Source organism: Leptothoe spongobia TAU-MAC 1115, from assembly GCF_018739885.1.
Lineage (GTDB): Bacteria > Cyanobacteriota > Cyanobacteriia > Phormidesmidales > Phormidesmidaceae > Leptothoe > Leptothoe spongobia.
Genome location: NZ_JADOES010000044.1, coordinates 13615 through 33841, shown reverse-complemented (window position 1 = coordinate 33841; position 20227 = coordinate 13615). Strand labels below are relative to the sequence as shown.

18 protein-coding genes are annotated in these 20227 nt (G+C 48.0%); 11 read left to right on the top strand and 7 right to left on the bottom strand.

From position 1 onward, the window contains the following. The first annotated feature begins 438 nt into the window (after positions 1–438). The 8 genes from IXB50_RS18285 to IXB50_RS18250 all read left to right on the top strand — a co-directional run bounded on the left by IXB50_RS18285 (position 439) and on the right by IXB50_RS18250 (position 6988). Positions 439–1464 carry a GGDEF domain-containing response regulator gene (locus IXB50_RS18285; protein ID WP_215610431.1) on the top strand — a complete coding sequence of 342 codons (1026 nt, stop codon included), beginning with the start codon at positions 439–441 and terminating at the stop codon, positions 1462–1464. Positions 1465–1782: 318 nt separating this feature from the next. After that, positions 1783–2841, top strand: coding sequence for a GGDEF domain-containing response regulator (locus IXB50_RS18280; RefSeq protein ID WP_215610430.1), 1059 nt, complete (start codon positions 1783–1785; stop codon positions 2839–2841). Between the two features lie 230 nt (positions 2842–3071). Further along, the gene (locus IXB50_RS18275) at positions 3072–3302 is read left to right on the top strand and encodes a ParA family protein (RefSeq protein WP_215610429.1); all 231 of its coding nucleotides are present in this window, start codon (positions 3072–3074) and stop codon (positions 3300–3302) included. 144 nt (positions 3303–3446) lie between these two features. Next, entirely contained in the window at positions 3447–3734 is a 288-nt protein-coding gene (locus tag IXB50_RS18270) for a hypothetical protein (RefSeq protein ID WP_215610428.1), read from the top strand. Positions 3735–4134: 400 nt separating this feature from the next. After that, a complete protein-coding gene (locus IXB50_RS18265) occupies positions 4135–5358 on the top strand; it encodes a PAS domain-containing sensor histidine kinase (RefSeq protein ID WP_215610427.1) in 1224 nt (407 codons plus the stop codon). Between the two features lie 59 nt (positions 5359–5417). Then, on the top strand, positions 5418–5849 hold the full coding sequence (locus IXB50_RS18260; protein WP_215610426.1) for a response regulator: 432 nt from the start codon (positions 5418–5420) through the stop codon (positions 5847–5849). A 147-nt stretch (positions 5850–5996) separates the two neighbouring features. Continuing rightward, the gene (locus tag IXB50_RS18255) at positions 5997–6365 is read left to right on the top strand and encodes a response regulator (protein ID WP_215610425.1); all 369 of its coding nucleotides are present in this window, start codon (positions 5997–5999) and stop codon (positions 6363–6365) included. Next, the gene (locus IXB50_RS18250) at positions 6365–6988 is read left to right on the top strand and encodes a chemotaxis protein CheC (protein ID WP_216867694.1); all 624 of its coding nucleotides are present in this window, start codon (positions 6365–6367) and stop codon (positions 6986–6988) included. The genes IXB50_RS18255 and IXB50_RS18250 overlap by 1 nt, the downstream gene beginning before the upstream one ends. A 54-nt stretch (positions 6989–7042) precedes the next feature. Here IXB50_RS18250 and IXB50_RS18245 read toward each other — a convergent pair whose 3' ends face one another. Both IXB50_RS18245 and IXB50_RS18240 read right to left on the bottom strand, forming a co-directional pair. After that, on the bottom strand, positions 7043–9130 hold the full coding sequence (locus IXB50_RS18245; protein WP_215610424.1) for a chromosome segregation ATPase: 2088 nt from the start codon (positions 9128–9130) through the stop codon (positions 7043–7045). Between the two features lie 385 nt (positions 9131–9515). Continuing rightward, the gene (locus IXB50_RS18240) at positions 9516–10754 is read right to left on the bottom strand and encodes a molybdopterin molybdotransferase MoeA (RefSeq protein ID WP_215610423.1); all 1239 of its coding nucleotides are present in this window, start codon (positions 10752–10754) and stop codon (positions 9516–9518) included. Between the two features lie 130 nt (positions 10755–10884). On the opposite strand from IXB50_RS18240, the gene IXB50_RS18235 reads away from it, so the two are divergent. Both IXB50_RS18235 and IXB50_RS18230 read left to right on the top strand, forming a co-directional pair. Further along, positions 10885–12258, top strand: a complete 1374-nt coding sequence (locus tag IXB50_RS18235) for an aminopeptidase P family protein (RefSeq protein WP_215610422.1) — start codon at positions 10885–10887, stop codon at positions 12256–12258. 269 nt (positions 12259–12527) lie between these two features. Then, positions 12528–12857, top strand: a complete 330-nt coding sequence (locus tag IXB50_RS18230) for a hypothetical protein (RefSeq protein WP_215610421.1) — start codon at positions 12528–12530, stop codon at positions 12855–12857. A gap of 125 nt (positions 12858–12982) precedes the next feature. Here the strand turns inward: IXB50_RS18230 and IXB50_RS18225 are convergent, their stop codons facing one another. The 3 genes from IXB50_RS18225 to IXB50_RS18215 all read right to left on the bottom strand — a co-directional run bounded on the left by IXB50_RS18225 (position 12983) and on the right by IXB50_RS18215 (position 16834). Continuing rightward, entirely contained in the window at positions 12983–13960 is a 978-nt protein-coding gene (locus tag IXB50_RS18225) for an Rpn family recombination-promoting nuclease/putative transposase (RefSeq protein ID WP_215610420.1), read from the bottom strand. A gap of 21 nt (positions 13961–13981) precedes the next feature. Next, positions 13982–15322 (bottom strand): glutathione-disulfide reductase, encoded by a 1341-nt coding sequence (gor, locus tag IXB50_RS18220; RefSeq protein ID WP_215610419.1) that lies wholly within the window; start codon positions 15320–15322, stop codon positions 13982–13984. 120 nt (positions 15323–15442) lie between these two features. Then, the gene (locus tag IXB50_RS18215) at positions 15443–16834 is read right to left on the bottom strand and encodes an aldehyde dehydrogenase (RefSeq protein WP_215610418.1); all 1392 of its coding nucleotides are present in this window, start codon (positions 16832–16834) and stop codon (positions 15443–15445) included. Between the two features lie 190 nt (positions 16835–17024). On the opposite strand from IXB50_RS18215, the gene IXB50_RS18210 reads away from it, so the two are divergent. Then, on the top strand, positions 17025–18398 hold the full coding sequence (locus tag IXB50_RS18210; RefSeq protein ID WP_215610417.1) for a sensor histidine kinase: 1374 nt from the start codon (positions 17025–17027) through the stop codon (positions 18396–18398). 22 nt (positions 18399–18420) lie between these two features. Here the strand turns inward: IXB50_RS18210 and IXB50_RS18205 are convergent, their stop codons facing one another. Together IXB50_RS18205 and IXB50_RS18200 are read right to left on the bottom strand one after the other, a co-directional pair. Further along, positions 18421–19218: a helix-turn-helix domain-containing protein gene (locus IXB50_RS18205; RefSeq protein WP_215610416.1), complete on the bottom strand. Its 798-nt coding sequence runs from the start codon at positions 19216–19218 to the stop codon at positions 18421–18423. A gap of 75 nt (positions 19219–19293) precedes the next feature. Then, positions 19294–20055: a pseudouridine synthase gene (locus IXB50_RS18200; protein ID WP_246564683.1), complete on the bottom strand. Its 762-nt coding sequence runs from the start codon at positions 20053–20055 to the stop codon at positions 19294–19296. Between the last annotated feature and the right edge of the window lie 172 nt (positions 20056–20227).

Here is a 20227-nt window from a genome sequence, read left to right as displayed (position 1 = left end):
CAACCGGTATAGCTTTTTCGAGAAAACACCTAGGGTTATTCCCATGACTTGCCTGACAGCAGCTTGCTGACAAACTCTTCTTCTGTCAACAAATCAGTGTTAGGACCGATGACAGTCAGTAATGTTACGGAGAGAGTTTATGATTGTCGATGGCAGCTGACAAAGCAAGAATACTTTAAAGCACCCAAACCCTTGTAAGGTAAGGGTTTTACCTGTTCGAAATCAGGGCAACCTAAAATGCTCGTGATTTTCACGAAGTGTCCGTATTGCTACGGTTTTTAGATAAATCAAGAAAAATTAGGATAGCCGCATCATAAAAGCTTCAAGCTTTTTTAATATTTCATCCATCCTGATTATCTCTCCGCGTGTTGACGCTAAAAAAGATCATTTCCAGGTGAGTTTGATTATTTGCTGTCTACCAAATACCTGCGCGAGTGAATGGAATCTACCACTAATATTCTTTTGATTGAAGACAATCCGGGTGATGTGTTGTTGATCAATACCCTTTTAGAAAAGGCAGAAAAGGGGCAGTTTAATGTAACTCATGTTGATTCTTTGGGCTTAGCTTTAGCCTGTCTTCAGCAAACTCGTTTTGATTTAGCCTTATTAGATCTATCCTTGCCCGATAGTCACGGTCTAGATACGTTACTAAGCTTGCGGGCAAGGGCTCCTAAGTTACCCATCGTGGTCCTGACAGGATTATATGATGCGACGCTTGCCGGGCAAGTGATACAGCATGGTGCACAAGATTATTTAGTGAAAGGAAAAATTAATCAAAATTGGCTAAATAATACAATTCTCCATACTATTACCCGGTTTCAAAAAAATGAAGCGCTCTTTGAAACAGAACAGCAATGTAAGCAGAAGCTAATCCGTCGTCTCCATATCTATGAAGATAAAATCACCTGTATGGATGGGAAATTGAAAATTTTAGAGACGCTGTCTTTTACCGATGGACTCACTCAGATTTCGAACCGCTGCTATTTTGAGGCAGCCTTCAAGAAAAACTGGCTGCAGGCCTCCCGATGCAGGCAGCCGCTCTCGTTGATGATGATCGATATCGATTATTTTAAGCAATTTAACGATAGCTGCGGACATTTAAAAGGAGATCGCTGTCTACGACAAATTGCTCAAACTTTAAAGAAAGCGCTAGAACCCTCTAGGGGCATAGTTGCCCGATATGGTGGCGAAGAGTTTGCCGTGATTTTACCGGATGCGCCAATACAAGCGGCGGTTGAGGTTGCACAAAGTCTGAGATCGGAGGTGAAAGACTTATCTATTCGTCATCCTAACTCGACCATCAGCAGTTGGGTAACGGCGAGCTTTGGGGTGGCTGCAGTGGTGCCCAAAGCGCAAACACCGTCAGCAGACTTAATCAATAAAGCTGATCGCGCCTTGTATGTGGCTAAGGAAAATGGGCGCGATCGCATCTCCTATTTTCAGTCCTCCACCGTTGTCACTTAAACCTTGTCCGCGTCCAGTACGGTCGTTTTACCTTGGGAGAAACTAGAGGTTTTAACTTGGACGTGGTTTAGCTAATCAAATGAAGTGTCCGTACTGTCACGGTTTTGAGAATAAACAAAAAAAAATAGGATGAGCACATCATCAAGTTTTCACGATGTTTTCCGTGGGTATCCGTGTAAGCCGAGAAATAACGAAGATCAACAACTTCAGAATTTCGATATTGTAGTTCTCCCCATCGCTGCTTGAACAGCCACTAGCCCCAAAGAAAATGTTTTTACAGTTTTTTATTCGGTATTTATAAGACTATATATAAAGCATATGGGATCTACTAATATTCTGTTGATTGAAGACAATCCGGGCGATGTTTTTTTGATCAATACCTTTTTGGAAAAGGCAGAAAAAGGACAGTTTAATGTAACCCATGTTGACTCTTTGGGCTCAGCCGTCACCTGTCTTCAGCAAACTCACTTTGATATAGCATTATTGGATTTATCCTTGCCCGATAGTCACGGTCTAGATACGCTGCTACGTTTGCAAGCTAAAGCTCCGAACCTACCCACCGTGGTCCTTACAAGGGTAGATGATGCCGCGCTGGCAGTGCATCTGATGCAGCATGGGGCACAGGACTATTTAGTGAAAGGAAAAATCAATCAAAATTGGCTAAATAGCACGATTCTCCATGCCATTACCCGGTTTCAAAAAACTGAAGCGATCTTTGAAACTGAACGGCAATATAAGCAGGAGTTAATCCGCCGTCTCCATACCTATGAAAAAAAAATCACCTGTATGGATGGCAAGTTAAAAATTTTAGAAACGTTGTCTTTCACCGATGGATTGACTGAGATTCCAAACCGCTATTATTTTGAGGTCGCCTTCAAGAAAAACTGGCTGCAAGCCTGCCGATACCAACAGCCCCTCTCGCTGATTATGATCGACCTTGATTATTTTAAGCGGTTGAATGACAGCCGTGGACATCTGGCGGGGGATCGCTGTCTACGACAAATTGCTCAAACTTTAAAGGAAGCCCTAGCGCCGTCTGGGGGAGTCATCACACGATATGGAGGCGAAGAGTTCGCGGTGATTTTACCCGATTCGCCGGTTCAAACAGCGGTTGCAGTGGCAAGAACTCTGGGATTGGAAATCAAATACTTATCCATCCGTCATCCTAATTCGGCGGTAAGCAGTTGGGTAACGGCGAGTTTTGGAGTAGCTTCAGTGGTGCCAACGTCACAAATATCGTCAAAAGACCTAATCTATAAAGCTGATCGGGCCTTGTATGTGGCCAAAGAAAATGGTCGCGATCGCATTTCCTATTTTCAACAATCCAGCTTTTTCATTCAGTCAATTGACTCTAAGGTAGGATTTACGGATAGCTAGTCCCTCTAAGTATTAACACGGGCTTGTGTCGAGTCAACTATCCCTAACATTTCTGATACCCATAGTTCTAAAGTCTGAAATTTGCGAGAGTAATATTGCTAACCTTAAAACTTAGGTATTAACACGGTTTGTTGAAAAGAATATTTCTAAAATAATTGATTATTATTAGGTTTGAGGAGAATATACTCAATCTCACATAATTTTCATATGGTTTGCTTTCGCCAAGCATAATGTCATCTGTAATTATCTTTGCGAATCTCAAAGGAGGCACCGGTAAAACAACTCTCTGTACAAATATTGCGGCTCATTTGGCAACCAATCACCGAGTTTTGATCGTAGACTTTAATCCCCAATCCAATACTATCTCAGGGCTAGAGATTGAGAGCCAACAGCTTGAGCATTCTATTTATGATGCAGTTTTATCTCAATACCAGGGGTACGATGGCGTTTCAATATCTTGATTGATTTGCCGTCAGGCATGGGATTGTTTTGCCTAAATGGCCTTTGTACTGCCGATCAGACTATGATGCCTCTGGATCTGAGCGTTTTTTTCGTTAGAATCCTTTGAAAACCTAAAGGCATATTGCTCCGACCTGAAACAGACCATGGGAATTGCAATTGCATCCTTTCCAATTGTGTTGAACCGATACGTTAAAGCCAGAACGTCTGCTAAGAAAACAAGTACAAACAGCCCGTTACAAGAGATGAAGGCTGCTGTTCAGGCCCTGTCTTATCCTCCGTTTAAAGTACCTGATTCTGTCATTGTTTATCGAGCCCAGCAGGCGACAGTCCCGGTGAAGAATTATTCACCCAAAAGTAGTATTGACAATGCGTTTGGTGCGATCGCAGATTACTTAACCCTAAGTCATCTACCCGCCATCGCCAAAAATTAAGCGTTTAAGCGTTATTCCAGACAGTCCTTCTAACGTGTAGGCCCAAACTAAAACGTCACAGACAAACATAGTCAACCCCTAAAATAAGTACCCGTTAGACAGTGCTCTTAAGTTCTGTTATGGATTGTGCACCATGGTTTTGAATTCTAAGCGTAGTCCAGGGCGTTTAGCCTTTGTTCAGAATTCGATCTTCTCAAACAAGAGGCTCTAACCGAAGTCGGCAATATTGTTTTAAACCATGGCACGGGTGCTATGAGTAATGGAGATATTATTCTGTTCTTTAGAATGCGGTTATTTTTTGATCTTGCTGACAGTACCCTGGCCTAAGACTACCTTTTGCTAATCGATCAGCCTGTTGCTCGTCTTCTCCCGAACTCTACTGAACTAGTACTGAACTGGTATGGAACTACAGTCTCATGAACAAGTTCAACTCAATAACCTCGATCAAGACATCGCCGCTGCCAACACAAAATTTAGCGGACTAGACTATGCACCCGTTGGGTTTTTTGTGCTGCGACAGGATTTTAGGGTACTGTTTTGGAATCATTGTTTGACAGGGTGGACTCAGCTTTCTAGTCAAGAGATAGTGGGTACCGATTTGCGTCAACAGTTTCCAAATATCAATCAACCCAAATACTTAGTCCGTCTAAAACAGGTTTTCCAAGGGGGGTTTCCAGCGATTTTTTCGCCCCAACTGCACCAATCTGTTATTCCTAGTATCCTGCCCAATGGGCAACGGTGCATCCAACAAACCACCGTTACCGCTGTACCTGCAGCTAGCAATCAGGGCTTCTATGCTCTATTTGCAATTCAAGATGTTACCAATCTCACCAATCGGATCCAAAGCTATCAAGCAGAATTACGGGAGCGAAAACGTGCCGAAGCAGAACTACAGCGATCAAATGCCGAGCTAGAGCAGTTTGCCTATGTGGCTTCCCATGACTTACGAGAGCCGTTGCGCATGGTCACATCCTTTACCCAGCTACTGGCCCAGCGCTACTCCAATCAGCTGGATGATGAAGCCAATACCATTATCAATTTTGCAGTGGATGGAGCGGCTCGGATGCAGGCCCTGATCGATGACCTCCTAACATTTTCACGGGTGGGTACCCAGGGTAACCCCTTTGAAGTTGTCGATTGTAAAGAATCTCTAAATCTAGCCCTCTCTAATCTGCAAATCCTATTACAAGAAACCCAGGCTGACATTACGAAAGCACCTTTACCCATTGTCATGGCTGATCCGGCTCAGCTTGTACAATTGTTTCAAAATCTGATTAGTAATGCCCTCAAATATCGAAGTGAACGACCGCTCACCGTGGAGATCGGCTCAGAATCCCAGGAAAACCATTGGCTCATCTGGGTACGTGATAATGGCATTGGCATCAAGCCCAAATATGCTGAACGGATTTTTTTAATCTTTCAGCGGCTACACACTCGGCAGCAATATTCCGGCACTGGCATTGGCCTGGCAATCTGCAAAAAGATTATTGAACGTCACGGTGGACGTATTTGGGTTGAATCAGCCCCCGATCAAGGAGCCATCTTTTACTTTACGCTCCCTAAAAACAATCTACGCTCTGATGGCGGCTTTCTACTTACTTCCTTAGTTAAGGAAGATATATAAACATCAAACCAAGAATATTGCTGAGCATTATCATGAGCTTTACGACTTTTAGAAAACCTATGGATTTGCTCTTGGTAGAGGATAATGCTGCTGATGCATTTCTCATTAAAGCATTTTTGCAAAATAGCCAGTTACCCAACACACTCTATCAGGTTCAAGATGGTGAAGCAGCTATGGCATTTCTACGACAAGAGGCGGATTATGCTGGGGTACCTCGTCCAAACTTGATTTTACTGGATTTGAATTTACCCAAAAAGGATGGATGCGAGGTGCTAGAGGAACTTAAAGCAGACCCACACTTGCAAGGAATTCCTGTGATTGTTATGACAGGGTCGTCTGCGACTCAAGATATCCTGAGAAGCTATGAGTTACATGCTAGCTGCTATGTCACCAAGCCATCTGATCTGGATGAGTTTAATCGCACAATGAAATCCTTGGAAAACTTTTGGTTTAACTATGTAAAACTACCTACAAATTTTGTTCGGGATTAACTTACTCCTAACACCTGAATGGGGCTGCTATTGATCTCATTCTCATTCAGCCCTTAATACTTAGAAAAAATCATATATATTAACTGAAAAAGTCCGTTTTCGCTTTAAGTTCACACCCACAATCACCAGGGACGTAGGGAAGCAATAATGGCACTGATTTTCATTACTGATGATGCAGCTTTCACGCGTCGAATGATTCGTAAGGCATTGCAACCAGGAGACAATGAGCATGTCATTTTAGAAGCCGCAAATGGAGTAGAATGCGTCAATTTACTGGAGTCTCATACACCAGATTGTATTTTTCTAGATTTACTCATGCCAGAACTAGATGGCTATGGAGTACTACAAACGATCAAGGATCGTCAATTAGACATTTCGGTAATTGTTTTATCTGCTGATATTCAGGATAGTGCCCGTGAGCGTTGTATGGCTTTGGGCGCATTTGCCATGCTCAAAAAACCCCCCAAAGGCCCAGAAATTTGCGAAATGATTCAAACAGCAATCGATAAAGCCTAATGATTAAGCAGTTAACCACCGACCAACTAGATGCATTAAAAGAGCTGGTTAACGTTGGTGTAGGCAAATCAGCTGGCATGCTCAACGAAATGATCGAATTTCGCATTCGTTTGCAAGTTCCGAACATCAAATTATTAACCATGTCTGAGTTACAAACAGAACTGGGTGCCCGCTTAGGGGAAGATCAGCTGGCCTCGGTGCAACTTGCTTTTAGTGGTTCGTTTGCGGGCACTGCTCAGTTAGTATTTCCCACTGAAAGTGCGGCAACATTAGTGGCCGTGCTCACAGGAGAAGAGCCTGGCAGTCCAGATCTCGATGCTCTCAAGATTGGCACCCTGACAGAAGTTGGCAATATTGTCATCAACGGAGTCATGGGGTCCATTAGTAATATGCTGACTCAGCCATTACATTACGAAGTCCCTGCTTACATCGAAGTCCCTGTTTACATAGAGGAAGATATTAATAATCTGGTTAGCAACAAAAAAACGCAGCAAAATATGGACATCCTGTTAGCCCAGGCTCGTTTTAATGTCGAAGAATTACAGGTTCAGGGCGATATCATTCTCTTCTTTGGTGTGGGTTCGTTTGAGACATTGTTGACGGCTATCGAGGATGTCGGGTAGGGCCATCTCGTATCATCCTCATGCTCCTACTCCTTGGTTTCACGAGAGTAAAAATTATTCTGGAAACTGTTGGCTCTCTAGGCCTCCACCAACTGTGGGGACAGTATCGGCAAAATCCTGAGGTGACTCTGTTTCGATTAGCTCAGTTTGTTGTTCGGCTGCTTGTACCTCCGCCTGCCAAGCTTGGATCCGACTCTGGGCACTGGGATATGCCTCTGCCTGGGAGGGGATTTGAGCGGCTAAACGAATCGCTGCATCTAAGCTATTGCGAGATTCGCTTTCAGCCAAACTTAACAGGTCCCAGCTCCAGCGATTAATTTGCTGAATCGCATTTGCATACTGAGCGCTACTGGATGAAATTTGGTTGGCGGTGGAAATGGCACTGGCTAAATCGGTAGCATTACCCGAACGGGCGCGACTATTGGCATCCCTAAGCAGGGTCCGATTTCGCTCTTGGGCCCGCCAACTGTCTAGATCATTTTTGACTTCACCATAGAGAGAACGATCGGGCGAAATGCGAGAGGCCGCTGCGATCGCACCAGCCAAATCCCCCGCTGCCGCCAGCCGACGAGCTTCTTCGATCAGCGGTCGGTCTTCAATGGCTTCAATCCGTGCTTGCCAGCGATCAATTCGTTTTTTAGCATCATCCCCTAGGGCTCGGTTCGGATTGATTCTGCGGGCCTCCTGAATTGCCTGGCGCAATGCCTGAGGTGTCCCCACCCCCGCTAACTGATCGGCCCTCACCAAAATCGGCTGGTCTTCCGTCGTCTGTACCCGCTTTTCCCACTGGGAAATTTGGTCAGACACTTCATCCCAGCGGGGATTATCGGTCCCCACCTGTTTGGCCTGGACAATGGCGGAGCGCAAGTCACTAACATTACCTTGGGCCGCAATCTGGCGGGCGGCATCCAACTGGGCCAGGGCCTTAATTTCTGAGCGCCAGCGACCCATCAAAGCCTGGGCACGATCATAGAGCGGACGCTCCTTACTTAGACTTTGCAATCGGTTAATGGCAGCATCTAACCCCAGGGCATCCCCACTCCAGGCCCGGCGATAGGCCTCTGTAAATACCTGAAAATCGGCAATTTCTTGGTCCAGACCCTGATTGCGGGGAATGGCTGCCAGGATTTCTTCTGCCTGGGATAGTTCCTGCCGCGCCAGGGCGTTTTCAGCGACGCGGAGCATGTCCTTGGCGGCGGTTTTCTTTAGCTCCTGGGCGTCTTTGTACAGGACACTTTCGGACTTAATCGAGCTGAGTAACTTGATGGCTTCTTTAAAGCTACTGACCGTGCCGCGACTGATCAACCGTTTGACTTTACCCAGTTTGCGGCTATCTTCTCGGGCCAGGCCAATGAGCTTGGTCAGTTCGTTGTACTTGGTTTTAGACCAGTGGTCATTGCTGACATCCAGTAACCGCACCGATAGGCCAAAGGCATCTTTAAAGTTGCCCTCTATCAGTTTTTCTTTGGCTTCTTCAAAGGTTTCTGACCCCTCGTCCCAAATGCGCTTCCAGCGGTTAATGCTGGTTTCGACCTCATTGGCCGCCGCCGTGTTAGGGGGAATTTTTTGAGCGGTTGCGATCGCAGTTTCCAGCTCCCCCAGATGAAACTGCTCATCCGCTAACGTTAGAATCTGGCTAGACCAGGTTTCTACCTTGGTATTAATCTCAGCCCGTAGTGGATGATCATCGGGTAGCTTCTCTACTAGCTCAATCGCCTCTAGTAAAAAGTCAACACTCCCCTGCCCTGCATAGGACTCAGCACACTGCAGCCGCATTGCCGCCGATGCCGTCGGCCAGAAAATCGCCCGACAGTTGGGTAAGTTTGGCATCCGAAACAGACTGGTCACCGCAAACGCCAGGGTGCCAGTCAAAATCGCCAGTGTCGTTAGCAATAAAAATTGCCAGCTACCGAGCCACCGAAAAAACATCAGTCCCCTTAATCCAGGGCGCTTAATCGGCTCTTTGGAAATCGCTGAAGCCACATCTCCAGACGCTACGTCCCCAGACGCTACGTCTCCAGACGCTACTGCTGCATAGGAAGGAGAGGGGCCTGGACTCTGCGGCACTCGCCGACTCTGAGTCCGACTACGCGGAACGGGAATAGGCTTAGACGGATGGCGAGGATCGCGTTTGGGGCTCATAAACTTATCAGCCAGAGAAAAATTAGTGCTGAATATGGCGATACTTTAGCGCACTAATCGGTAATCTATACCGTCAATTAGCTAAAGTAATCCAACTATTTGTGGGCATAGAAAAAACTATTGCTCATCCTATCCTTTCTATACCCTTCGTCCCACCCGCATCTTATCAAGCCACTAAGGCACGAATTCACACCCATGCTTACCAATACGGCATCAAGCTTAAAATTATGACTGACTTAGCGGATAATCCACGTCTAAGTTAAAACCTATAGTTTCTTCTACGGAAAAATTCCAGTTCTGGACGTGGACAAGGTTTAACCCACGTCCAAGTTGAAACCTATAGTTTCTTCTACGGAAAAACGACCGTTCTGGACGTGGACAAGGTTTAAATCGATCGGTCCAACATCAACACTCGAATCAAACTCCCAGCCTGAATCATCGTTTCCCCCAATGGCACCTGAGCTAACCCATTAGTGCGACTGAGATTCACTAAATTTCCAGAACTGTGACCCCCTGCAGCCAGGGTAAACCGATAGCCGTCATCCGCTGAAACCAGCTGCCCCCAAAGATAGGTCTCCCGCTTGCCCCCGGCTTTCAGATCGCTGTCCGTTATCGCCCAAACAAACGTGGGTGACCAGCCAGTGTTTAGGCCTGAGAGCTTGCGCAATGCCGGTTGTACAAACCGCCAAAAGCTAACCAACGAAGAAACCGGATTCCCAGGCAAGCCAAAATAGAGCTTGCCTTCACTGTGATCCCCTTCACTGTGATCAAACGTAGCCACTGTCAGAGGTTTACCTGGCTTTACCGCCACTGAGCGAATGTGAATGGTCGCCCCCAGCTCTGCCAGAATTTGATCGACATAGTCATAGTCCCCCACTGACACCCCACCGGAGGAAATCACCATATCCGCCTGGGTCAACGCATCGGCAATCGCTTGACGTGTTGCCTCCTTTTGGTCTGGCACGATTCCTAAGGGCACAGGCATTGCTCCCAATTGGGCAATCAGTGCTGCCAAGGCGTAGCGGTTAGAATCCACAATCTGCCCAGGTCCCAGGGACTGCTTAATATCAACCAACTCATCCCCCGTCGATAAAATCGCCACCCTGGGTCGTCGATACACCGGTACCGGTACACACTGCGCTGCTGCCAGCACGGCAATTTCAGATGCCCCAATCCTAATGCCCGGTCCGAGTAATTCCGCCCCGGCCTGATAAAAACTGCCCTGCTTGCGAACAAATGCCTGCTCAGCAGGTGATGCTAAGACAGTGACCTGCTCCCCATCGCGCTGGGTCTTTTCCTGAATCACAATCGTATCCGCCCCAGCTGGCAGCAACCCTCCCGTAAAAATGCGCGCTGCCTCACCTGAGCGCAGGGTGCTCTGGGGCACTTGCCCCGCCGGGATCTCCTCCACAACGGTGAGTTGGGCAGGCACTGTCGCCACATCCCCATACCGCACGGCATAGCCATCCATCGCTGAGTTATCCCAGTGGGGAAAATCTAGCTGACTACTAATAGCCCGACCTAAGACTCGACCCAGACTATCCTCCACAGTCACTGTCTCTATATCCTCAACGGGCCTCACCAGATCTAAAATCAACGTTTCCGCATCGTTTGCAGGCACCATAGCTCAGTCAGAGTTAAATTCATTTAGTATCAGCCACTCCTAACCATATCAAAGGTCAAAGTTACCCTAGGTAGGGTAGGCAATACCCACTGTCCAAACCTGTTCTCCCTCTGCCCCTCTGCCCCTAACAATGACTCTCGCCACCACTCTCAAAACTCGCCGCCAGCAACTAGCCCAGCATCTGGATGCCCCCGTCCTCCTTTGGTCAGGTCAGTCCACCCCGCGCAATTTTCCCGCCAACACCCACCCATTTCGGACTAACAGTCACTTTCTCTACTTTGCTGGATTGCCGTTAGAAAATGCAGTGATCCATTTGGCGGACGGACACCTTACCTTATTTATGGATGACGCGACACCGGCCCAAGCCCTGTGGCATGGGCCTAGCCCTACCCGCAACGAACTGGCCCATCGGATCGGTGCGGGAAAAGCGTTGCCATTGGAAGATTTAAATCGCTTTGTCGATGAACAAGTAGCTACGCTCAGAGTACAGGACAGTGCCACAGTGGCCCAGCAGAAACAGCTTTTAAACCGTTCTCTGGCCATTAATAAACAATCTCAACAACAGGATCTAGCTTTGCTCCAGGCTATTGTCCAGCTGCGCCTGTGTCATGATGACCATGGGCTGACTGAAATTCGTCGGGCGGCTGGGGTGTCAGTCATGGCCCATAAAACTGGGATGACAGCCACAGCGTTGAACAACAACCTGACGGAGGCCCATATTCGAGCGGCTATGGAGCAGGTGATCATGGCCCATGGTATGACCTGTGCTTATAACAGTATTGTTACTGTCCATGGTGAGGTGCTTCATAACAATCATTACCACCATCCCCTAGGAGAAAATGATCTGATCCTGGCTGATGTGGGGGCGGAAACTGAGACAGGCTGGGCATCGGATATTACTCGCACCTGGCCTGTCAGTGGCAAGTTCTCGTCTACACAACGAGATATTTATGATCTGGTACTGGCGGCCCATGATGCCTGTATAGAGATGGCAAAACCTGGGGTGGAATATCGAGAGCTACATCTGTTGGCCTGTCGGACATTGGCGACAGGGTTGGTGGATCTTGGTATTCTTGTGGGCCAACCGGATGATTTGGTGGAGCAGGATGCCCATGCGTTGTTCTTTCCCCATGGGGTGGGACATTTGCTGGGGTTAGATGTGCATGATATGGAGGATCTGGGAGATCTGGCGGGATACGCCCCTGGCCGTAGCCGCAGTGAACGATTTGGGTTAGGGTTCCTACGTTTAGATCGTCCCCTACAGGCGGGCATGGTGGTGACGATTGAGCCTGGGTTTTATCAGGTGCCAGGGATTTTGGCAGATAAGGGGAATTGCGATCGCTACGCCAATATGGTCAACTGGGACCGCCTCACCCAGTTTTCTGATGTCCGAGGGATTCGTATCGAAGACGACGTCCTGATTACAGAGCAAGGGTGTGATGTACTGACAGCCGAACTCCCCACCCAGGCCCATGAGATTGAGACATTGGCTGCAGGAGAGTGAGTGTAATGCGCTTAATCCCGTATCCTCCATCTGGTAGTGGATATTTTTGCCCATGCGTTTATCCGGCGTGGATTCTAGCGTTTGCCGAAATTGGGAGTTGCGATCGCTTGAGTTACCCACACAAACTCATAATGTAACGGACCTAATCGTAAGCCAAGTCTGCAAATTGTTTCATCAAAACTGTCCATTAGTCCGCAATTTATCACTAGATATTCCCAGAATCCATACATACACTTAGGCATAAGATTCACCACTTGGAGAAACAGCCGATGTCCTCCTCTCTCCTTAATAGCGGTCAAAGACTAAAAAAGCATAGTTATCGCTGGGCGACACCCATTGCCAGTATCGTCATAATCCTTTTAGGGCTTGGATTATTAACCCAGCTGCCAGAGGTATCGTCGTGGATCAGCAACATTATGGGAGACGCATTAATCTCCTGGCTATTTAGAGTAGTCTGTGTAGCTGCTGTCCTCACTATCACCATCGCCCTGATCAAGGCATTCTTCTCATATATGCGTGATGAGTATGATCTTGGGCCAACCCCACTCTGTGCATTTTTTGTATTTGGTCTAATTGTGACGCTGATCAGCAGTTTTTGACTCCTAATTTACAATTGAAAGGCTTATGCCGTTGCTGACTTAGAAGATGGACCGATCTATCAGAAATACCGTGTAACGGTGTTTGTCAGATAAAACCGTATCGAGGATCAACAACGTCGACTTAGTTAATACTCATTTAACCAATTTTTCAAGGCCTCAATGTCGTCAAAATCAAACAAGGACTCACCTAAAACATCCAATGTCTTTAACGATAATTGATTAACCTGAGTTTGAATCTCCTCTGGAATATCACCCAGCTTGCGTGATAACTGACGTAGTAGTAGTGAGCGCTGTCGCTGTAGAGTGAAAGAGCGTTCTTCCTCTCTGCCTTCTTCTCTGCCTCTTGTCAGCCCTTCAGCCAGCCCTTCCTTTTTCCCTTCTTGCCAGGAAGTATTCACCACATTGTGCATATCGCGATAGTACTTCAAGCTAGCCTGGTAGCTATCTTGCTCTGCAGGAGAGAAATTAGCAATTTCAGCCACCTCAAAGAGTTGATTAAATACATCTTCCTGTAATGGTGCAGGGGGATCATCAAACTGGGCCAGGTGTTTAAATAGAAATAGCCATTTTTCGAAATGATTTTCTAGCTCATCAAGGGTTTTAGTAAACTTGGGAAGTTCAATATAGATAAATTTGAGCTTGTCATAAAATACCTCGCAGCGCTGGTTCTTGAGTTCTACCACATGCAACAAATCTGGATCTGCTTTATGATCATCAAAAACAAAATCCAGTACACCGACGGTATACACTGCCGTTAGATTAAAGTCCCAAGTCCCCTTTCGAGATTGTTCTTGAATAGGGAATGTTGAATAATAAACACTTCTATCCTTAAAGAAGTTTTGCTTGGCCTTTTGCATTTCGACAATAAACTTTTCCCCAGTATCAGTTTGGCAATAGATATCGAAGATAGCTTTTCGATCTTCAAGGGTGCCGCCTAGAAACTCAGAGTTTTTGAAGCTGACATCCTGAATTTGATGATACTCAGGCAGGAGCGTGTTCAAAAAGTCAACCAGTAGCGCTTTGTTGGGTTCGGTACCAAAGACACGCTTGAAGCCAAAGTCCGTGAGCAGGTCTATATATTTGTCTGGAAGGGAGAAGACCATGATTTTAATTTTTAACAAGCCCTATCTCATGGTGACAAATTCTTCTGCTGAGCTGGGATGAATCCCGACCGTGGCATCAAAATCTGTCTTAGTGGCACCCATTTTCACAGCAATGGCCATCCCTTGAATGATCTCGGCAGCAGCATCGCCCACCATATGGGCTCCTAGAACCTTGTCAGTTTGCACATGCACAATCAACTTCATCAGTGTTTTCTCTTCTAGTTGGGGCAGGGTATAGTACATCGGCCTAAACCGAGAACGATAAACCCGAATCCCCGCTTCACCATACTTGGCGATGGCCTCGGTTTCGGTCATGCCAACGGTCGCCACCTCTGGTGTCGTAAACACAGCTGACGGTACGTTGTCATGGTTCATCACTTGGCGTTTGCCACCGTAATGGGTATCAGCAAACGCACGACCTTCGCTAATGGCCACAGGCGTGAGATTAATGCGGTCAGTACAGTCCCCAACCGCAAAGATGTTGGACTCCGCAGTCTGGCTGTGGGCATCAACAACAATGGCTCCTTTTTTTACCTCAACGCGAGTGTTCTCTAATCCTAGATTCTCTAATCGAGGAATGCGTCCAAGGGCCGATAGACCAACCACATCGGCCAATACCATATTGTTGTTTTTGAGGTTAACCTGCAGCCCTTCGTCTGTTTTCTCCAGACTGACCAGCTCATCGGTCACAATGCGAATACCGTGGCGCTGCATGGCCTCTTGGACTTCAGTGCGAATATCTTCGTCAAAGCCACGTAAAATCTGATCGCGACGGATAATCTGGGTAACTTCTGTCCCCAGGGCGTTGAGCACACAGGCAAATTCACAGCCAATGTAACCCCCACCAAAAATCACCATGCGCTTTGGCTGGTGGGTCAGATGAAAAATCTCATCGGAGGTAATGGCGAGCTCAATACCCGGAATATCGGGTCGATTAGGTTTGCCCCCAACGGCAATGAGAATTTTCTCAGCGGTAACGGTCTGACCGGCTACTTCAATGGTGTGATGATCAACGATACGGGCATGGCCTTTGTACAGGGTGACCTCCGCATTGTCGATCATGCGCTGATAGATACCATTGAGTCGGGTAACTTCATCTTTAACTGCTGTAATCATTTGGGTCCAGTCAAACTTGCCGGGCTCAAAGGTCCAGCCATAGCCTGCGGCCTCCTGCACATGACTAGCAAAATGAGATGCATAGACCATGAGCTTTTTGGGCACACAGCCACGATTGACACAGGTACCTCCCAGTCGATCAAATTCTGCCACCGCTACCTTGGCCCCGTACTGGGCCGCCCGCCTGGCGGTGGCGATGCCACCTGACCCAGCACCGATGGCAAACAGGTCAAAATCGTAGGCCATCTCAATCTCCCTCTCCCCTAATAGCTGTTCGACAGCCAATACATCCTAGCTCTCGGAAAGCAGTTCTATAGTGTTTCTATCAGACCTTTCACAATGTCACCAGATTTTGCAATAAATCCTTTACCGGGTCACCAGATTTTTAATCTGTGCTAACTTAGATGACTTGTATGGAGCATAGCGCCAGTCTAAATCTAACCAAAATGTCTTTCTGAGCACGCTTTTGTAATGGGAAAAGGTATCGAAGGAAGCTTTACCGTGGTAGTTGCCCATCCCGCTTTGCCCCACACCGCCAAAGGGTAAGCCAGGCACGATGGTATGCAGCAATGTATCGTTCAAGCACACCCCCCCCGATGATGTTTCTGTCAGTACCTGCTGTTGTTTGACCGTGTCACGGGAGAAAAGATATAGGGCCAGAGGCTTGGGATGAGCATTGATCTGGGACAGGGCCTGATCAAACCGGTCGTAAGTCAATACAGGCAAAATCGGACCAAAGATTTCATCCTGCATGATTGGTGAATCCCAGGTCACGTTGTCGAGTACCGTAGGGGCAATGTAACGAGTGCCCGCGTCAGTCTCACCACCGATCAGAACGTTGCCATTGTTAAGCAGGCCGGTTAGTCGCTCAAAGTGTCGTTGGTTAATAATGCGACTCAGATCTGGGCTCTGGGATGGATCATCTCCAAAGAACTCTTGGATGGCCACTGTTAGCTTTTCTAGAAATGCGTCTTTGACGGTGCGATCGATGAGTAAATAATCGGGGGCAATGCAGGTTTGTCCGGCGTTGATAAATTTGCCCCAGGTGATGCGCTTGGCGGCATGGTCCAGGTTGATATCGGCATCAATGATGCATGGGCTCTTACCGCCTAATTCCAGGGTGACTGGTGTGAGATGCTTGGCAGCGGCTGCCATGATGATGCGTCCAATGGCAGCACCACCGGTAAAGAAGATGTGGTCAAACTTTTCGACTAGTAACTGCTGACTAACGCTGGCGTCTCCTTGAAATACGGTTACATAGCTGGGATCAAAGGTGGCCGCAATTAGCTCTGTCACTACGTTGGCTGTATTGGGCGCATGTTCGGATGGTTTGAGGATGGCACAGTTTCCGGCTGCGATCGCACCCACCAATGGCGACACCATCAGCTGAAACGGATAGTTCCAGGGACCAATAATCAGCACCATACCGAGAGGATCTGGCTGGATCCAGGCCGATGATGGAAAATTCTCTAGCGTAGACTTGACCCGCTTGGGCTTCATCCAAGTCTTCAGCTTTTTCATCGCCAGATTGATCTCTGACAGGGTGGCGATTTCAAAATACGCTTCAAACTCAGGCCTGCCTAGATCGGCCTTAGCTGCCGCTACAATATCCGCTTGCCGCTCGATGATCGCCTGTTTCAGCTTGGCCAACTGAGCCAAACGAAAATCAAACGGTTTAGTCTGCCCTGACGCAAAGAACAGCCGCTGTTGCTCAAGGGCTTCGGGAATGGGAAAAGATTTAGTCAGCTGAGCGGTCATGATGCAATGCGTGGGGGTAGATTGGTTGGGTATATACACTCTATGATGTCGTGATCTTAGGGATCTGACTAAAAGCTTTAAATTCTGAATGGTGGGCTGTGCCCACTGAATAGTGGGCCGCCCACCCTACGGATTCCTACGGATTCCTCCCATTGTCCATTGCCTTTCTTTTCCTTTGCCTCAATCTCCGATGTTCCAAACCACCCGTCGTCGTCTGGCGTTGTGGTACACCACGGTCACTGCTATTCTGCTGCTTATTTTTGCTAGCGGTGTATATTTCTACGTGCGCAATACCCTGGTGGAACGGGTGGATGACACCCTCAATCACGTGGTGGAAGTGGTACAGCGTTCTCTAGTGATTGAAGCGGCTGCCCCATCCACTGGGCGGGTGCTGACGGCTACGGGGGTGAAAGGCCAAGCGCCGCTACAGGTCAATGTAGATGATAGTTTTCGTGACAACGCTCAAACCCTAGAAGACGATCACATTGACATTGAATGGTTTGATCCCAATGGGCAACTCCAGTGGAGCACCCTATCAGTACCCATGGGGCTGCCACTCCAGATAAACGCAGCTGGAGAAACAGTACACATTAGCCATGGTCTCAACGATGGACAGAACAGTGATGCACAGGACAGCGATCAGGTCCTACGCCAAATTAGTCGTCGCATCCAAGTCAACCATCAGGTGCTGGGCTACTTGCGTGTCAGCCATCCCTGGTTTGAAGTTAGCAAGCCCAGTCGTCAGCTGGTCATCGATCTCAGCATTTGGTCAGGGCTGGCCATTGCGGCCACTGGCACCATCGGCTGGCTGCTATCGGGCCTGGCTATGACCCCCGTCCGTCAGTCCTATCAACAGTTAAAGCAATTTACCGCCGATGCCTCCCACGAGTTGCGCAACCCCATCGCCGTCATCCAAACCAATGTGCAGGTAGCCCTGGCTGATCCTGAACCGGATGCTGATTTTCAACATAGCCAGTTGCAGGTGGTCGAACGTCTGACACGACGCCTGGGCAGACTGGTGGACAATCTGTTATTTTTGGCTCGGCAAGATGGCGGTCTCATCCCGATGCAGTGGGAAGGGCTAGATCTGAAAAATCTTCTGTCAGAGGTGATTGAAGAACAGGAGCTGGTAGCCCATAGCAAAGGCTTGAGTCTGGCTTACCAATCTCTAGAAACTGAATCCCATTGCCGTCATTTAATGGGTGATCGAGATCAACTCATTCGACTGTTTACCAATCTGATCAGCAATGCCATCCAGTACACCTCTAAAGGCACCATAACCGTCACTCTGAGCAAGCATAAATGGCAAAATCAGGATGCCTATCAAGTAACTGTGCAGGACACCGGTATAGGCATCTCCACAGAGCTGCAATCTCAAGTATTTGATCGTTTTTATCGGGTCGATAAGGCGCGCAGCCGTCGGGATGGAGCTGGGTCAGGCTTGGGACTAGCGATCGCAAAAGCCATCGTTACCAACCACCAGGGCGACATCCGACTTGAAAGTCAATCTGGCAAAGGAACAACCGTAATTACGACGTTACCCTTCAAGAAAGTAGACTCGTGACGTCAAGCGTCTACTCTCACCCTCACTGATTCAAACTAGCGACCTCACCCTCTCCTGGGGTAAATGTCTGCTCTACCACCGTACCGGGCTTACCCATCGGTTTCGCTTTGCCCCGGTTATAGGCCAGCACCACTCCCCCCGCATTACCCGCACGAATCGTCAGCGACTCCTGCGCGGACCAGGAACGTTCAGCGCCTTCCTGTAAGATCCCTTCGTAGGTCTCATCACCATCAGCGGTGACTCGCACCCAGGACTGCTGAACAAACTCTACATCTACCACAATGGGTTCCTTTGAACCTGGCTGAGCCTCAGCCTCCTGGGCAGTCGGCTGGGAGGCCGTTGAGGGGACAGCTGTCCGCCGAGGGGCGAGCTGCTCTACCGCTGCAGGATCGACAATGGGTTCAGCTGCATTCTGAGGAATTGCGCGCTGCATCAAATAGGACAAACCACTAACCGAAACAGCGATCAGAACAACATAGGCCGCATACAAATGGTAAGGACGAAGCTGCACCGAATCAACTGACCAGTTACGGCCTGTACCCTTCAAAATCGGAGCTGATACATACTGACTCGACAAAGCTATGCCATCAAGGCCCAAAACATCGCCATAACGCCTAATCAGACCACGGACATACACCGGTTCCGGTAGCTCATTCGTAATACCTTCCTCCAAAGCCACGAGCAACCTAGGACGAACTAGGACCTTGCTAGCGACTTCATCTAAGGTCTGACCGCTTGCTTCGCGAGCATCACGCAGCACTGAGCCAAGCGCAAACAATTGCTCTTGCTGCTGAGTACTGGTGTGGCCTTGGCGTTTCATAGGATCAAAATGTTTCTTAATAAATTTAAGCACATCACCGGTATCATCCAAGCATACGTGGCTTGAAAGGCCTTGTCAGAGAAGATCAAGGAGTTTTTTAATCTCCTGTGGCGTTAATTCGCGACAGTGCCCTAAAGGTAAATCCCCTAGGGAAATGCTACCGATGGCAGTACGGTGCAAACCCACTACAGGATGCCCCAACTGTTCAGCCACTCGACGAATCTGTCGATTACGCCCTTCATGCAGAACAATCTCTAACAATGCAGGGGATTTGGGATGTAACACCGTCACTTGGGCAGGGGCAGTCATTTTTCCGGCCAAGCTTACCCCTCGACGCCATTTTTCTACCAAACCATTGGCAGGAGACCCCTGCACTTTGACCCGATAAGTTTTAGCAATGTGATGGCTGGGATGGGTCAACGTTTGAGTCAGCTGACCATGGTTGGTTAGCAACAACGCTCCAGTAGAGTCTGTGTCAAGTCGACCGACAGGGTGTAGACGAATATCTCCTTGACGCAGCTCCTCAGGCAACAGGCCGATGACCGTTTTACGCCCTTGGGGATCATCACAGGTGGACACCACACCTCTAGGCTTGTTCAGCAACACATACCGCTTGTCTGGTCGATTATCTGGATTCAACGGACGGCCATCAATCCGAATATCATCCACCGCTGGATTAGCCCGCTGACCAATATGGGCTTTGACACCATTAACCGTAATGTGACCAGAGGAAATCAACTGCTCTGACTGACGACGTGAGGCAACGCCCCACTGAGACAGTAACTTTTGCAGCTTTTCATCGGACGATACTGATTTAAGCAATGGTTGTTTAGACAAACTTTTCAGAAAACCTACAGATGTAGACCCTCAGAAACAAACCTGGGAGCGAAGGGCACAGAACTTTTTTGTATGGATAAACCACGTCCAAGCTGAAACCTGTAGTTTCTCCTACGGTAAAACGACCGTTCTGGACGTGGACAAGGTTTATATTCATCCAGCTTAGTGCAAA